Genomic DNA, 17,357 nt, shown 5'->3' with positions numbered 1-17,357 from the left:
AAAATCACCTAGTCCAGTATACATGACTATTGTTTAAAGCGCATTAGAAAGAAATTTCTTTCAAAACGGAAAACCTTCTATTTATGAATGATGCATTTTTTCCTTATGCTGAACCTTCACAAATGCCGCGCCTGATTTCATAAATGAATAGAGCACAACCATACAGAAACTAAATAATAATGTTCCTGTAAATACAAAGCCGGATGTTCCTACTAAATCTAGTGCACCTAAAAGTGAAGACCCTGCGACTACGCCAATGGAGAAAAACGCATAAAAATAGCCGTACGCTTTGCCGCGCGTCTGTTCAGTCGTTGCTTCAATTAATATCGCATTAATAGAAGGGAATAAAAATGCAAACCCGATTCCGTAAAGTGCCAGTATTGCATAAAGCAAAGTCATTTCAGATGTCAGACCGATTCCGATTTGAGCAAGTCCAAGTAATAGCACTCCCGCAAACAATGTCACTTGCGGATTCAAATAATCGAAAATTTTGTTCGTCGGTAAGATAAATATCAGAACAGCAACAATTCCGAATACACTTAGTAATGTACCAGATACTCTGGAGTCATACCCTAGATCCTGTACATAAATCGGCAATAAATAGGCGAGAACACCTTGTGAAAACATGAGGAAAAATGCGCCGCCAAATGCTTTTAAAATACCGCTGTTCCAGTTCAACTTTTCTTTTGCCTGCTGCTTTTCCCGTTTTGGTAACGGTGATTTACGTAAAAACAGCACTAGGCCGACCAATAGGACAATCCCATAAAGTGCAACAATTGAAAGCACATTTGGGACGGAAATTTTACTTGCTAGAATACCGCTTGAAGCCGGACCAACAATCGCTGCAATGCCGACAAATGAACCTGTCACCGCGCTGCCGCTCCCCTGTTCGTTTGCTGCTCGCATATTCGCCAGTAATGTAAAGGCCGCTGGAGTAATAAACCCGCTACTAAACCCGTGAATACAACGGACGATTAAAAGAGCCGTCGCATTATCGACAAGCTGGTAGCATAAAAGTGAAATCGCAGACGTTAACAAGCCAAATAGCAAAATGCGAAAGGCGCCAATTTTATCGGTAAAAATACCTGAAAAGATATTGCCGAATGTATTCATAAACGAATAAAGTCCTACGACTATCCCTGCGATAAACGTTGTCGCTCCGACCGACAATGCATATGTACTCATAATCGGCAGCTGGACAAACAGATCGAAAAAGGAGAAGAAAATGATGGCATAAACGAGCCAATGTTTCGGAAATGGCTTTGTATGTAATGATGGCTGCATTTTTTTCAGTTGATAGTCGAATAGAAAATTGCCAAATGGAATAAATGCGACCAGTACGCTTAACAATGACCAGCCAATATGCCATTGAATGCGCAGTTGAACGATGACGATTGCGAGAAAATAAACCATAAAAATACCGCCGTGTACGCTGCCGTTTACCGTCACAAATTGCGGTAAATCTGCGAAATACTTAAGCGGCATGGAAATAAGTAATAACGTAATGAGCGAAATCCCATCGAGTAAGCCCATTATTCGTAAAAACCGGATCGGATGAATACTCATATTGTCCTCCTGAAGCTTAATATCAACCCTATTATAGCATGGGTTTTTCGTAGTTACCTAACTAAATGAAAATTATTCTCATAATACTATGTACGAGTTTCGAAGAATTTAAACATTGCAAGCTGTATAAAGTTTCCACTTTAACCCAGCTTGCATTCAATTCAGATGATCCTCCAGAAAGTCCTTGCTGAAGCTTGTTTTTGAGGCGTAGCTTTTTGATTTCACTCGGACACCGCGTTTAATGGTTCCTTTTCCGAACTTCTTTTCAATATTATCGACCAGTTCCAAAATCGGCTCGTCTTTAATATGTTGTTCAAAATTAAACAGACTTAGCTGCTGGGTCAATTCGGATTGATCGACAACATTGGAAACGGTAATGCCAATCAGTCGGACAGGCGTTTCATCCCAGTGTTCGGTAAACAGCTTCCACGCGATTTCAAATATTTCATCTGCCTGATTGATTGCGTTTCGCAATGTTTTACTGCGCGATACATTCTGCCAGTCGAAATTTCGTATTTGAATCGTCACGGTTGTCCCAGCCAAATATTTTACTTTCAGACGTTCTGATACACTTTTACTCAGCTTTTCAAACGTTTCTTTTAAAATATAGTATTCGGTCTCATCTCTTGGAAGTGTCGTCGAGTTCCCGACACTTTTTGTATCAAAAATAGCATTCGGGTCAACAGGCCGCGAATCAATACCATTTGCACGCTTGATAAGTCGAGCCCCGTTTTTCCCTAAATTCCGGATTAACAGCCGTTCATCCGCTTGCGCCAAATCACCGATTGTAAAAATATTCATCGTATTTAACTTCTTCGCCGTTTTCTCCCCTACCCCATGCATTGTCACGACTTCCTGCGGCCATAAAAGTTCCGGCAGTTCGCGAATTCTCAAGATCGTAATTCCGAGCGGTTTTTTCATATCCGAAGCCGTTTTGGCGAGAAACTTGTTAGGGGCTATACCGATCGAACACGGCAAGTCAAGCTCATGTAAAATACGCTGCTGAATTTCCTCGGCTAACTGGAGCGGATGCTGTGATTTCGAGCGTTCCGTCACATCCAAATAGCCTTCATCAATTGATACAGGTTCCACTAGATCCGTATAGCTTCGGAGTATGGAGAAGATTGCCGCACTGGCTGCCCGGTATTTTGGGAAATCAGGAGGCAGTAACAGCAGTTCAGGACATTTACGCTTTGCTTCCCCGACATTCATCGTCGTATAAATCCCTTTTGCACGAGCCTCATAAGAGCTTGTTACGATAATACCTCGTCGTTCCTTTGCATTTCCTGCTACAGCAATCGGCTTTCCTTTTAAACTCGGATCATGTGCCTGTTCGACCGATGCATAAAAACTATTCATATCTAAATGGAAAATAATTCTCGCTGCCATTTCCCCACCTCCTAAACTGAGCAGATTGTTATGAATACTATTTTACTACATTATTATTGGTACGGGGTAAACGCTGAACTCAATAAATAAAAGGAAACCTTACTTTATAATGCCACCGAAAGCAGAACATAAAAAAACCGGAATTTCAGATACAAATCTGACCTTCCGGATCAACACAATATTCAACCGCATCTATGCTATTTCAACTCTTTCATTCGATGCTGCCAGTAATATTCAAATACCTCAAGCGAAGATTTTTGCGGAACATACTGAAATACTTCCTTCAGTCTTTTATTGTTCAGAACCGGGCGATAACGCAGGAAGTCAACCTGTTCTTCTCCGTACTGACTTAACTTCAGCCTTTTTAAAATAAACAGACTCCCTTTTATAACCGGCGCCGGTATTTTCACTACTTTTTTATTCATCAAAATACCAAGCTCATCAATTGTGACAGCACCATCCCCAGCCAGATTGAAAATACCTGTCACCTCACTGTCAATGGCCTTCGCAAAACAGGAAATGACGTCCTGGTCCCATATAAAAACAAATGGACTTTTTGATTTGGCGACACCAAGTACCATGTTCTGTTCGAACAAATTCGTAATTTGATTGCGGACATTCTCCCCTAAAATCGTTCCGATCCTAAAAATTATCTGTTCAAGCTGCGGATATTGCGAGCGGTACTGCTCAAGCATCTCTTCCACTAACCGCTTATGATAAGAGTAGGCAAATGCTTCATTGCCCCGGATTGGGTCTGTTTCTTCTATCCATTCGGCGTTGGTATCATAGTAGCCATAAGCCGCACCACTGGATGAAACGACAATCCGCTTAACATTTGTCTGGACACATGCTTCCAGAATATTTTTCGTTCCTAATACATCTACAGAATATTCGAATTCCCGGTTGCTTTTCTTACCCGGGGTAACAATCGATGCTAAATGGACAACGACATCCACATCATATTGTTCAAAATATTCCTTCGCTTCATCTGAGCGGACATCCAACACGATATAGTGCAGATTAGGATGCGCTTCAAAAGGAGATGTATCCCGAGTATCAGCTGCTATAATGGAATAATTTGTAGACTCCAGTAAATGACGGACGAGCTGTTGACCTAAATAACCGCCCGCCCCAGTAATTAATACGTTCATGCCTTGACCTCCTGTTGAACTGTGACAATCGCTTCGGGAGCGCGCCTTGACCAGAATGTTGCGATTGCTAAACCGGAAATAATATGCCAGATTCCCCACATTGCCGCAACAAGCGCCATACCGCCTAAACCTCCAAAGAAGGTAAAGATTAGCACAAGGCCGAGACCCGAATTTTGAATACCGACCTCGATGGCGATCGCTCTTCTGTCACGCTCGTTCACTTTTAATGCACGGGAAGAGAAATAGCCGATACAAATCGCCAGTAAATTTTGCAGGATCACGACCCAAACAACCGCCCCAACATTATTAATAAACGCATCAAAATTATTCGCTACCATAATGACAACAAAAAGCACGAAAATGACAATCGAAAGTTTCATCATGATCTGGTTGAAACGGGCTGCAAACTTCGGGAATTTTTTTCGAATATACATCCCGATAATTAGCGGCAGACCGAGCATAAAGAAAATCGTCGTGAACATATCGACAACACTAATACTGAACGATGTCATAATTTCTTTCGTCGGACCGTATAAGGATGCCCAAAACATTGTATTGAGCGGTGTCATAACAATCGCCAAAACCGTGGAAATGGCTGACATGCTGATCGACAAAGGTGTATTGCCCTTAGCATAATGCGTTAAAAAATTCGATAAATTACCTCCCGGACAGGCTGCGACTAAAAACAGTCCTAACGCAATACTCGGAATCGGCTGAATGATACTGACAAGAACAAATGTAATCGCCGGCAGCAGGAAAAATTGACAAGCAAGGCCGATTAATGCCGGTTTGGGCGTCTTTAACGATCTCTTAAAATCGGAAACTTGCAGATCGAGCGCTACGCCAAACATGATAAATCCAATGACGATGTTCATAATTAACAAGGCTGTCTCATTAAAGTTGATTTGAATAGTATCGATTCCCATACATTATTTTCCTTTCGGTTCGGCATGCATGTCTTTGAAATAACGTAACCCTGGCGCCCACATATGCTTGACAGGGTCGACCTCTGTATGAATGACGGTACACTTTCCGACTGAAATAGAAGTTAAGAGTGCCTGCTCCAGCTGGTCAAACGTTTCTACATATTCACCGTGTGCCCCCATCGCTTTTGCAACGAGGTCAAAACGAATCTCACCTAAATCGGCATTAATGCTTTCATGCGGATCCAACGTTTTTTTCAACATCGTTTTAATCGGTCTTAGCGCAAAATGCTGATTCATTTTCACCATGCCCCACTGTTTATCACAAAGCACAATATAGACGACATGCAGATTGTTGCGCACTGCTGTTTCGATTTCCTGAGGGTGGAAGCCCATTGCCCCATCACCGATAATGCATAAAACCGGCTGGTCCGGCTTGGCAACAGCTGCACCGAGTGCCTGACCGACACCAGCACCGAGCATGCCGAATTTAAATGTCGATAAAAGCGGCATCTCATCATTCACTTCATAATAGAAATTCGACCATATGGCTGTATTGCCGCCGTCTATGACTAGTGGTGTATTTTTAGGAAAAATTTGATTGGCCATATGCGGAATTTGTGCCGGATTTAATGGTGAATTTTTATCCGCTGTATGCTCATTCAATTTTTTGCGGTGCGCCCTTTTCGATGCAATATGTTTTTCAATCATCTGTTTTCGATTTGTATCCATTACGCTTTCCGTATCTCGGTTTAAAACAACTAACAGCTCTTGGAGAAATGCTTTAATGTCTGCCTGAACCAATAGCTCGGCAGGTTTATTTGCCCCAAGAATGGAAGGCTCCAAATCTACTTGAATGACCGTTTGATGTGCATTCCAGTAAGGTGCTTTCCCCCACCAGTCCGTTTCACCGAGACGGGACCCCAATACTAAAACAACATCCGCATCGTTTCGGACATTATTATTTGTTTCGATATGCACCATTGGCATCATAAGCGGATTATCCTCGCTCATCGCACCACGCCCTGCCCAGCTCGTCGTAACCATTGCCTGCAGTTTTTCCGCCACTTCAGTCAGTTCTTTTTTTGCACCTGCATGGATGACACCACTGCCGGCATGGATGATCGGGAATGTAGCTGACTTCAGTAATTCGGCTGTACGTTCGATTTGATAGTTCGATGCTTTCGGCAGCTCCAGCATGCGGTATTGGGAAGGTTCCCAAAAATTCAATTCGCAGCTGACTTTCGTATTCATAATGTTTTCCGGGATATCCAAATGAACGACACCCGGACGCCCTTCATAGCATTTGCGCAGGGCCATCCGTAGCATTTCAGGAATCCGGTCAAAGGATGGTACTGCTTCACTCCATTTGGCAAACTGTTTAATTGTTGAAGTCTGATCAAAGCATTGATACGTGCCGCCACGATCCGGATACATGATACCTGTTCGTCTCGCACTTGTAATGCACAACACGCGATTCCCTTCAGCTTCTTCTACAACCAGTCCCGGCAGAATGTTGGCAACACCTGGTCCATTACTTGCCATACATACACCCAGGCGGTTTGTCACCCGCGCATAAGCGCCTGCCATATGGGCCGCACTTGTTTCGTGACGGGGTGATATGAGCTCAATCCCATTCTTTTGCAAGTTCGAATAAAATCCGAAATACGTTCCGTCAATAATCCCGAAGATGTTATCCACACCTTCTTTTGCCAACATTTTTGCTACTACTTCTCCACCTGACATTGTTGCCATTCCACAATTCCCCCTTCAATTTGTAAACGCTTTCTTAATTGTTTAAAAATCACTTCAATCTCTTCACTACTCGGTACTTTCCTGTTCGTTAAAATGCCATTTCCGGATAATGCCTGCTCCGCGAGTTGTTCGATCGCTTCATCTGTCAACAACGGAGCTATTTGTTGTGCGCTTTTCCAAATGTGCTGTTTTCTGTTCAACTCATCCAAATACCCGCTTAAAAATTGAGTTCCATTTAAGCCGATTATTTTTGCTATTTCCTCGTAACGTTCATACGCGCTTTCCAGTGAATATTGGATGACAAACGGGTGCATCAGGGCAACACACTGTCCATGCGGCATATGGAATTTCACACCGAGTGCACGACCTGTTGCATGTGCCAAATTTGTCGAAGAGTTGGAAAACGCAATCCCCGCATAAAAGCTCCCCATTAATAATTGTTGTCTCGCCTCCAAATTGTGCGGCTGTTCAAAAACCGTTTCGATATTTTTTGAAATACAGGAGATTGCTTCTTTTGCGAAAAAGTCACTCATCGCATTTGCTTTTGTTGAAACAAACGCTTCGATCGCATGTGTTAATGCATCGAGCGCTGTAAAACTAGTAATGGATGGCGGCACATCTACCGTAAGCATGGCATCTAAAATGACGACATCCGGAATAAAACTCGGATGTGCAGGATTAAGCTTCTTTTGAATTCTTTCATCTGTAATGACCGTTACTTTTGTCGCTTCAGAACCCGTCCCCGCCGTAGTAGGAACGGCGATAAACGGCAAGCGGTGCAATTCAGTCAAATTCGGAATATCGTTTAATCTTAATTTCGGATGCACCGCAAAAACAGCCCCTGCTTTCGCCAAGTCAATGACACTCCCGCCACCGATTGCTATAACACCATCACAGTTATTTACTCCAAGCTCAGCTAATGCCCGTTGCAGCTCAACTGTTGTTGGCTCGCCTTTAGAAATTTCATAGAAGTGCACATCCGGGATTTCCTGCTTCAAACGATTTAATTGACCACCTAATGCACTTTTGCTGTAAATAATGAATGGCCTCTTCATCTTTTGTTGAGCAATTTCCGCTGATAATTGATGAAATGAATCGATTCCCGTAACAATTTTCTTCGGTAGAAACAGTTCATTAATCAAGAAGTCACACCTCCTGCTGTTCTCTTAGTTTTCAGTTTCAACATATATAGCTCTGGGTGAAACAAACTACTGTAGTACTCAATCACTTCACCTTGCACCCCCAAAATGACCCGTTCAATATTTAAAACATTCGTATTAGGCTTCACATCGAGCAGTCTCGCATCTTCTTCACTTATTGGGCTACAGCGAATCGTCTGTTCAGCTTCGACCATTGTAATATTCAATTCTTTTTCGATAATGTCATAGATTGTCGCTTCATTCAGATCGTGTGCGGCTATTTGATTTCCTAAGTGCGTATGATAAAAATGCCGTTCGATGGAGATTGGCTGGTCATCAGCTGTTCGTACTCGGGATATCCCAAATAATATGGATTGCCCTAATATCGCACTTGCTTCCGGAAAGTTATCAATATTTTTCGCATAAAGCAATTTCGCACCAGGTTTCATTCCCATTTGCCTGACCGTATCTGTAAAACTGTTCAAAGAATTCAGCCAGTCATGTACCGTCTTATTCTTCGTAATAAACGTCCCTTTTCCATGAATTTTTTTCAGTACCCCGTCATGTACCAAATGTTTTACCGCCTCTCTTACCGTTGACCGGCTGACAGAAAAGCGCTCCATTAATTCACGTTCACTCGGAATTTTCACCACATGTTTCCCTTCAACAATTTCAGTTTTCAATAAATCCTTTAACTGGATATGTAACGGAATATGATTTTCAAAGTTCATCGTACCCACCTCCATTGGTCCGCACATCATAACGTCCGTACCAGTTCACTTTGTAAAGTTGATTATAGGGATAGTTTCCATTAATCACAATAAGTTTTCAGAATTTTCTAATATATGATTCTTCTATAATATTTCACACTATTATTTCCAAAAAATAATAAAAATAAAAATTCCCCATTACCTAAATCTTTACAGATAAAGGAATGAGGAATTTGATCAATTATATTTTTTTGCTATATTGAATTATTTTAATAATTTTTACGCTGTCACGTCACGCTTCATAAAGTAGCCGAACGTGATCGCCAGGAAGATAATCGCATATACGATGTTAACGATTAACGAGAACGTAAACGTTAAGCCTTCAATCATCGGCATACTTCCCGGTGCATAATACGATAAATCATTCGCAAACCAAATGTATTTCGCAAAATCATATTGGGCGATAAACATTGTCGCTGTAGAACCCATCAATAAGATGAACAGCGATAAACTTACCGCTAACGTACTTGAACCAAAAATCGTACCGATCATGAATGCAAATAAGATTGTCATGATAATTGAACCAAGTGAGTAAAGTGTCGTTTCGACAAATGTATTCTGCACTGTTTCCTGTACAACTTGCCCATCTACAATCGACAATGCAATGGCGCTGTCCGTACCGAAAAATGCCATTCCGACAATCACTGCCACAATGATTCCAACAGCAAATAATGTAATACCATAAAGAATCGAAGCAACCAATTTTGAAAGTAAAATCTTCCATCGTGCTACTGGGCGAGTCAATAACATTTTAATCGTACCAGTACCAAACTCAGATGAAACGATACCTGCCGCAATAACGACAGTGAAAATACTTGTTACCATAATCGTCAATGTTAACGATAAGTCCATATGCTCCGTAAATGTCATTGCATTTGTTGGTGGTAAATCATTGGCGATACGGTATTCGATCATCGCCATTTCTTCCTTGAAATATTGCTCATCTTCCGGCATTAATTCTCCTGAAGCAAGCATTTCTTTCGGATGTGCCAATAGTTCTTCATTTGCTGCTAAACGCGCTTCTTTTGTGCTTGAATCCACGTCATAATATTTGTTCATTCCTGCAACTAATACGATTAACACGATTAAAAGACCGCTCATAATCCATGCATTTTTTTGCGACCACATTTTGATCCATTCATTTTTAACGAATTGCATCGATTGCACCTCCACCTGTCATCTCGATAAATTGATCTTCAAGACGTTTTTGAATCGGCTGAATCGTATACAGATCAATGCCCGATTCAACTAGTTTACGAATAAGTGCAGGCACTTCTTCTTTTGTCAGATTGACGACATAGCCGCCATTTTCTTTTGTTAACGGCTCTTCAAACATCGCCAGCAGCTGATCCGGCTGACCAACTTCAATATAATATTGCGATGCCTCGACATGTTGCAGTTCACGAATATCAATGAGCTCACCATTTTGAATAATTGCGATCCGGTCTACCATTAATTCAATTTCGGATAAAAGGTGACTCGATACAACGATTGCGACATTGTCCTCCGCAGCAATTTTACGTAAATACATACGGAACTCACGGATTCCAGCAGGATCCAGACCATTTGTCGGCTCATCCAAAATTAAGAACTTTGGACGGTGCAGCATCGCCTGGGCAAGTCCAAGACGCTGACGCATCCCTAACGAATACGTTTTCACTTTCTCATGAATACGATTTTGCAGACCAACTTGCGCTACAACTTCATCAATACGCTGTTTTGTTACACCTTTATGCATTCGGGCAAAGTGCTGCAAGTTTTTATACCCTGACATATATTTATACATTTCCGGGTTTTCTACGATTACACCAATGTTACTGATTGCTTCTTCATAATTTGTCGAGAGCTGTTTTCCATCGATGATTACTTCACCTTTTGAAGGGTACATTAACCCCGTCATCATGCGGATTGTTGTAGTTTTACCTGCTCCATTTGGTCCCAAAAATCCGGTAATCTGACCCGGATAAAAGTCCAGGTTCAAGTCTTTAATAATGTGTTTGCCCTTGATTGTTTTGTTCAAATTTTTAATTTCCACAATTGGCTGTGACAATTGTCCACACCTGCTTTCTGCTATTTCTTCTATTACAAGCATTGCTTGGCGTACCTTGATGCTATATGTAGTGACTCGGATGACTTCACATGTAATAGATTCTAATTACTATACTGGGTGAGTATGGAAAAAGTTTCATGAAATTATAATTATCGCGAAAAAAAACCTCATCAAGTATTTCTGATGAGGTGAAACCCGTTATTAATATTCTCCAACCCATTCATCTTTCAACAGACCATAGACTGCATGATCGACATAATGATTGTACAACCATTCCGCCTGACGGATTGTCCCTTCATGCATAAAACCAAGACGTTCCGCAATATGACGGCTTTTCGTATTGTTAACAGCAGCATGAATTTCGACTTTTCCAAGTTTATATTCGTTGAAGGCGATATCAATGATGCCTTTTACAGCACGTGTCATAATGCCTTCCCCTTGATATCCTTCATCTAAAAAATAGCCGATCTCGCATTTTTTCAGAGACCAGTTAATCGTATTAATCGATACTTTCCCGACAAATTGCCCTTTATAAAAAATCGCTGTATCCAAACCTTCACGCTTTGCGAATTTATTTAAATTCATCGCGGCAAAATCACGTGTATCTTCAACAGTCTTCGTATTATCTACCCAACCAAGCCACTCACGTAAATAATCACGTGAACGGTCAATGAAAGCAAAGATTTCTTCTGCATCATTTTGTGTAATTAATTTTAATTGTATTTCATTATCTACTTCATAAAAGAACATTACTATCTCTCCAATCTAAGCTCCCATTTAAAACAATAAACCCTTTTTTATTTTCTTATCATATAGAGCTATTTCCGAATATGCAATTAAAATATGTAAACCATTAAAGATTTGTGTAAGTTTACCATTTTCGTACCGTTAATTGTGCACTTTCTAAAGAAAATTCGCAATATTCCTGCTTACTATTTTGGTAAACTAACGGTGAGGTGTTTTTATGGAAACTAATGAACAAGCTTGGGGAAAGTTATTAAAATATTATCGGCAAAAAAAGAAGCAAAAACAAGATGACGTAGCTTTCGGCATCTGTACGCCTTCATATTTAAGCCGGATTGAAAACGGAATCGTCGTCGCAGAGCATTCGATGTATGAGCAGCTATTTAAAAATCTGGGCATCGATTTGAATAAGCTAGAACAACAGCTCCAAGGCCAAACAACTTTTTTGGAGCAGTTATACGAAAAATTATTGTCGAATATAGAGCTTACTGCAGATGAAATTGAACAATTAACCGCTATGCAAAATGATGAACAGCCACTTGAACAGCAGCTGATGGCAAAGCTTGTGTATGCTCGCTTCCTATATTCGATAAAAGAAGATGATCAGGCGAGAACAATCCTTCTTGAAATGGAACCGTTCATCAGCTGGAAGAAAGACCGGATCACCCAGCTATTTGTAGCGATTACCGCTTTCGGGCATCTTTCTTTTCAGGAATTTGAGCAGTTGTCTATTAAAGAAGAGAACGATCAACTGTCACAATTTTTATCCAATGCTCATCCTTTTGAACTGGCTAACTACCATTATCATATCGCTTTTGCGAATCACCGAAGCTACAAGTTGCAAAAAGCGCTCGAACATATTGAAATGGCACAGCAGTTTTTCACCCACCAGTATAAACCGTTGTTTCAGCTGAAGCTTTACTCCATGAAGGGTGTAATTTTCAATGATGCACATCGATTCCAGGAAGCGCTAAAGGAGTTTGAAGCAGGGCTCAATCTGCTTGCGAATGTCCCTTCCATTCAAACACCGATGCAATGGAGCTCACTGCATAACAATATTGCGTATTGTTACGAATGCCAGGAAAACTTTACAGAAGCAGCCAAACATTATAAATCGGCAAATGACTATGATGAAGATTTGCATTCAGCCATTAACTGGATGCGCACATGCTTTGCGCAAAAGGATTTCGATCAGTTGCATATCCTGTTGAAACGCTATGAAGAACAGCAATTTATTGTACTTCATCATATTTATCAGCGCAGACTGCTAGCATATGCGGTTGAAGATGAGATTACGATCCGCGGCTTAAAATTGCTGGAGGAGGAAGCTTTTCCACATTTCAGCGAACAGCAGTATTATTCATTAACTCTGTTCTATGCTCCATTATGGGCAGGGTTTTACGAGCAGCTACACGCCTATAAACAGGCAAGCCACTGCTTTAAGCAGGCACTAGATGCAAGTGAAAAAATACGGCAGCGAATGAGCAGCTAGGGGGTTAGGATTTGGAGTTAAAAAAAGAGTATTTTTATTTGTGGTTCGGGTTTGGTGCTTCAAAACTGGGCAGTTGGATTTACTTGATCGCACTCAATCTATTAGTCTGGCATTTGACCGAGTCACCTGCTGCTGTCGCGGGCATCTATATTATTGGTCCGATTGCCCGCATTTTGTGCAGCTTTTTTGCCGGCTCGATCGTCGACAGAACGAATAAAAGGATGATCTTGATTGTTTGTGATGTTTTCCGCGCCGGGATTGTCTTTTTGATGCCGCTGCTTTCGGAAATTTGGCTTATTTACTGTTTGATCTTTTTGGCCAATATCGCCGTCTGTTTTGCAAATCCGAGCAGCACATTTATGATTACAAAACTTGTTTTACCAAATGATCGCCTGCGTTTTAACGCGATCAACAGCATGCTCGGTTCAGGGAGCTTTATGATCGGCCCTGCGCTAAGTGGTGCCATTATCGCCATGAGCAGTACTGCGACGGCGATGTGGGTGAATGGGTTTATGCTGTTGTTTAGCGCATTTATGATGTATCTACTGCCAAATCAGGAGATCAAGTCGTCCACCCAGTCAACTGTACTCACACTTTCTGTTATCCGAAATGATTTTATAATGGTATGGGCGTTTATCTCGCAACGAAAATCGCTGCTTAAATTTTTCGTTTTGTATTCAACAGCACTGATGATTTGTTTTTCCCTCGATTCACAGGAAATGTCGTTTTTAAAAGACTTTCATAAAGTGACGGATTCTGTATACGGCATCATTGTAGGAATAACAGGAATCGGTGCCATTGTCGGTGGCTATTTGGCTGCCCGATTCGTGAAAAAACTGTCGCTCGTCTCGTACATCGGCGTCGGGTTTACATGTACATTACTTTCCTACTTTATATTTTACTTTTCGTCGAATCTAATGATTGCGGTCGCTGCATTTATTCTACTCGGACTGTTCATGGCGTTCAGCAATGCAGGCTACGCGACATTTTACCAGCAAACAATCCCGACTGAAATAATGGGACGGTTCGGCAGTTCATTAGGATTGATTGAAAGCTTGATGCAAATCTCTTTAACCTTGATCATCGGGTTTTTGGCGGAAATCTACACAATTCAGCTGACAACAAGCATCTTCGCTTTGATTGGCGTTGTCATTGCATGTATCGTCTATTTCCATCTGTTGAATAACAAAACTTTATTGACAAAGGAGGAGCTCACTTGATTACTTATGGAACTATTGCGCCGGGTTGAACTTTTGTGCAGCGGGGAGAGGGGCCGGATTTTCTAATATATCCACAGAAGTTCCAATATAATTTTATTTGTTCTAATATATTGCCGATTTTCTAATATAAGTGCGGTTTGTTCTAATATGTGTCCAGGATGTTCAAATAAAGTATGTACTTCTTCTAATATCCTGTCTCGATTATCTAACAAACCGCACAAATGTTCTAATAAAATTCAGACACGGCTTCTTCTCGCCCATTTTACCCGCTAAAAAGACTGTCCTAGACCTCAAATTTAAGGATTTTCTAATGACCAGCCCGGTTCTTCTAATATCACTTAAATTTCTTCTAATAAACCACTCTATTGTTCTAATAAAATTCGCCCCCCCCGGAATGGAAATCAATTTCACAATGAAAAAAAGCATCTTTCTAAAAGAAAAATGCTTTTTTCGACTCTTTATTTCTTACGAATCTTATAAAGAACAAATAGCGCGATAAACCATAACGGTGTTAAGAGCAGTGAAGTTCTTGTAGACTCGGAAATGCCCATAATTATTAATAAAAACAAAAAGAATGCCAATATTAAATAGTTGATGAATGGTGTTAAAGGTGCTTTGAAAATTGAAGTTTTATGTAAATCCGGATGACGCTTTTTGTAAATAATATGCGAAATCAGAATAATGCTCCAAACCCAAATAAAACAAATCGCACTAATTGTTGTCACGATACTGAATGCATCGTCCGGCATCATATAGCTTAGCAGTGCACCGATTGAAACGACAACTGCAGAAAATAACAGACCATTTTGCGGCACCGCATTTTTGTTTAATTTACCGTAAGCTTTCGGTGCTTGTTTATTATTACTTAAACTGAACAGCATTCGGCTCGTTGAGAACATCCCGCTATTCCCTGCAGAAGCAGCTGATGTCAGTACAACAAAGTTAATTAACCCTGCAGCAATCGGGATCCCTACCAATGCGAAAACCTGAACGAACGGCGAGCTTGCTGCGCTTAATGTATCCCACGGATTGATTGTTAAAATGACGAATAATGCCCCTACATAAAACAGCAGTATTCGAACGGGAATTTTATTGATGGCAGATGGGATGTTCTTCGGCGGGTTTGCCGTTTCAGCAGCCGCTACCCCTACTAATTCAACCCCAACGAATGCAAAGACTACCATTTGGAACGCCATTAAAAATCCAAATGCCCCATTCGGGAATAATCCGCCATGCTCCCATAAATTCGATACAGCCACTTTGCCTGTATCTGTTTCAAAGCCAATGATCAATAACACAATACCTATCGCGATCAACGCCACAATTGTGATAATTTTAATCAACGCAAACCAAAATTCCAGCTCTCCGAACAGTTTGACTGTCAATAAGTTCAAAATAAGTAACACGACTAAACATGCAATAGCCGGTACCCATTGCGGGATATCGAACCAGTACTGCGTGTACATGCCGACAGCGATAATGTCCGCCATTGCCGTCATAATCCAGCAGAACCAGTAAGTCCAGCCGGTAATATAACCTGCCCAATCCCCTAAGTATTCAGTGGCGAACTCGGTAAATGAAGCATAGCCGCCTTTTGATAAAAGCAATTCGCCAAGTGCACGCATGACGAAAAATAGTGCGGTTCCAACGATTAAGTATGCAAAGATAATAGAAGGTCCTGCAAGTGAGATCGCTTTACCTGACCCTAAAAACAACCCCGTTCCGATTGTTCCTCCAATCGCGATTAACTGAACGTGGCGATTTTTCAGATCGCGCTTTAATTCTTGTTGTTCCAAAACGATTCCTCCAAAGGATAAGTATTTTGTCTGTTTACACAGCGCAAAATAATAAGTACATCATCGCGGTCCATCAAGTAAATTTTTCTGGAATTAAAACAGGGACTGATATTATGCCAGTCCCTGTGTCTAAGAATAATCGATTTCACCTCTGTAAAATCGCGTCCAGATTTCAAAAATCTGTGACATCTATCGAGTACCTTTCTATAAACAATGAATTTACATCCACTATTAAAGAAAAGCGTCTCTCATTACTCTTCTGTCCTTTTGCCTGAGATTGTGAACCCTTCGGCGACGCGGATTATCGCGCTCTCTCCAGAAACTGCTCCCGCCAGTAGTTTTATCCACGACGATCAACGCTTGATATGTATGCAATTAGTTGCCTATAGGTCCTTGGCATCTTCCAATTCCCTATAGTTCGCGTTCAATACTATTATTGTACGATAATTCATACTACCAATTTTTTGCCCGTCTTACAATGGAAGTTCGGAGCCGGTTATTATCTAAATAGCAATTTAACCTTATTCCCAACATAATGTTTTCTTCTTGCAGAAAAATCATGACGAAAAAAATATTACACCGAAAATTCAATATTTTCAGTGTAATATTATATAGAGGAATTGGTAGCCCTCGTATTACTGTATTTGTTTACTTCAATTTTTCCTGAACCGTTTTATCCTCTTCATAGATTGTTCGATTGATATCGATCAGCTTACCCTTTGTTGTGTCGGTTTTTTTCATTTTGACAACATACGTATTGTCCAAAGCTATTTCTGTGCAGGCGATGTCTTCCTCACTGCGAAGATCTTCCGGATAGTTTAACGTAATGACTAAAGTATCCCCATCTTTTTCGATTTTTTCAATTTCTCTTCCACAACCATCCGAATACCCTGTGACAAACAGTACTTCCTCTGATTCAAAATCGACAGGTGGAACGGATTCAAAGCCAAAAATATCGGCCCAAGTCGTATACAGCTTTTCATCCTGGACAATTGAAATACTCGTACCTACCTCAGGAGGTATCGTATCTAAATGAAACAGTAATTCATAATCTACTTTATTTTCATCATTTTCTTTCTGTACAGGTTCGGTTGGATCGGATGATGTTTCATTTTCATTTTCTTTTGTATTACATGCCGCTAGAACTAAGATCATTCCAATGACCAGCATATAACTTAACCATCTCTTCATTGACATTCACCTCATCCCTTTCCTAATTAGTCGTATAAAAAGTAAAAAAGTTTCGAAATTTCCCTCATTATATTTGTTAATATTGGTTAATTTAAACTTACGTGAGAACGTTAAATAAACTAATAATTCAGCAAGTAAGCTTTTATTATAATATGGCGTATAATGTAGTTG

14 protein-coding genes and 1 riboswitch are annotated in these 17,357 nt (G+C 40.7%); of the genes, 2 read left to right on the top strand and 12 right to left on the bottom strand.

Annotated features, from left to right (window positions below):
- Positions 1-81: 81 nt before the first annotated feature.
- The 10 genes from MKY71_RS07850 to MKY71_RS07805 form a co-directional block, all read right to left on the bottom strand.
- Positions 82-1,566, bottom strand: coding sequence for an MFS transporter (locus MKY71_RS07850; protein WP_340732107.1), 1,485 nt, complete (start codon positions 1,564-1,566; stop codon positions 82-84).
- A gap of 156 nt (positions 1,567-1,722) precedes the next feature.
- On the bottom strand, positions 1,723-2,955 hold the full coding sequence (locus tag MKY71_RS07845) for a DNA polymerase IV (RefSeq protein WP_340732106.1): 1,233 nt from the start codon (positions 2,953-2,955) through the stop codon (positions 1,723-1,725).
- A gap of 197 nt (positions 2,956-3,152) precedes the next feature.
- The gene (locus tag MKY71_RS07840) at positions 3,153-4,106 is read right to left on the bottom strand and encodes an SDR family oxidoreductase (RefSeq protein ID WP_340732105.1); all 954 of its coding nucleotides are present in this window, start codon (positions 4,104-4,106) and stop codon (positions 3,153-3,155) included.
- A complete protein-coding gene (locus MKY71_RS07835; RefSeq protein WP_340732104.1) occupies positions 4,103-5,032 on the bottom strand; it encodes a bile acid:sodium symporter family protein in 930 nt (309 codons plus the stop codon). The genes MKY71_RS07840 and MKY71_RS07835 overlap by 4 nt, the downstream gene beginning before the upstream one ends.
- Before the next feature lie 3 nt (positions 5,033-5,035).
- Positions 5,036-6,784 carry a thiamine pyrophosphate-binding protein gene (locus MKY71_RS07830; RefSeq protein ID WP_340732103.1) on the bottom strand — a complete coding sequence of 583 codons (1,749 nt, stop codon included), beginning with the start codon at positions 6,782-6,784 and terminating at the stop codon, positions 5,036-5,038.
- Positions 6,757-7,926: an iron-containing alcohol dehydrogenase gene (locus tag MKY71_RS07825; RefSeq protein ID WP_340732102.1), complete on the bottom strand. Its 1,170-nt coding sequence runs from the start codon at positions 7,924-7,926 to the stop codon at positions 6,757-6,759. The genes MKY71_RS07830 and MKY71_RS07825 overlap by 28 nt, the downstream gene beginning before the upstream one ends.
- A complete protein-coding gene (locus MKY71_RS07820; RefSeq protein ID WP_340732101.1) occupies positions 7,923-8,654 on the bottom strand; it encodes a GntR family transcriptional regulator in 732 nt (243 codons plus the stop codon). The genes MKY71_RS07825 and MKY71_RS07820 overlap by 4 nt, the downstream gene beginning before the upstream one ends.
- Before the next feature lie 258 nt (positions 8,655-8,912).
- Positions 8,913-9,851: an ABC transporter permease gene (locus tag MKY71_RS07815; protein ID WP_340732100.1), complete on the bottom strand. Its 939-nt coding sequence runs from the start codon at positions 9,849-9,851 to the stop codon at positions 8,913-8,915.
- A complete protein-coding gene (locus MKY71_RS07810) occupies positions 9,838-10,743 on the bottom strand; it encodes an ABC transporter ATP-binding protein (RefSeq protein WP_339199092.1) in 906 nt (301 codons plus the stop codon). Before MKY71_RS07810 ends, MKY71_RS07815 begins: the two co-directional genes overlap by 14 nt.
- Positions 10,744-10,944: 201 nt before the next feature.
- The gene (locus tag MKY71_RS07805; RefSeq protein ID WP_339199090.1) at positions 10,945-11,493 is read right to left on the bottom strand and encodes a GNAT family N-acetyltransferase; all 549 of its coding nucleotides are present in this window, start codon (positions 11,491-11,493) and stop codon (positions 10,945-10,947) included.
- 214 nt (positions 11,494-11,707) lie between these two features.
- Between MKY71_RS07805 and MKY71_RS07800 the strand changes: the two genes are divergently transcribed.
- Positions 11,708-12,979, top strand: coding sequence for a sugar-phosphatase (locus MKY71_RS07800; RefSeq protein ID WP_340732099.1), 1,272 nt, complete (start codon positions 11,708-11,710; stop codon positions 12,977-12,979).
- Between the two features lie 11 nt (positions 12,980-12,990).
- Complete coding sequence (locus tag MKY71_RS07795; RefSeq protein WP_340732098.1) at positions 12,991-14,199, top strand: MFS transporter; 1,209 nt, start codon at positions 12,991-12,993, stop codon at positions 14,197-14,199.
- A gap of 458 nt (positions 14,200-14,657) precedes the next feature.
- Here MKY71_RS07795 and MKY71_RS07790 read toward each other — a convergent pair whose 3' ends face one another.
- Together MKY71_RS07790 and MKY71_RS07785 are read right to left on the bottom strand one after the other, a co-directional pair.
- The gene (locus MKY71_RS07790; RefSeq protein ID WP_340732097.1) at positions 14,658-15,995 is read right to left on the bottom strand and encodes an amino acid permease; all 1,338 of its coding nucleotides are present in this window, start codon (positions 15,993-15,995) and stop codon (positions 14,658-14,660) included.
- A 249-nt stretch (positions 15,996-16,244) separates the two neighbouring features.
- Positions 16,245-16,324: riboswitch (glycine riboswitch) on the bottom strand.
- Between the two features lie 319 nt (positions 16,325-16,643).
- Positions 16,644-17,186 (bottom strand): dehydrogenase, encoded by a 543-nt coding sequence (locus MKY71_RS07785; protein WP_339176217.1) that lies wholly within the window; start codon positions 17,184-17,186, stop codon positions 16,644-16,646.
- Positions 17,187-17,357 lie beyond the last annotated feature (171 nt).

The organism is Solibacillus sp. FSL W7-1324, assembly GCF_038008025.1.
GTDB lineage: Bacteria > Bacillota > Bacilli > Bacillales_A > Planococcaceae > Solibacillus.
This window is presented reverse-complemented; position numbering and strand designations above follow the sequence as displayed.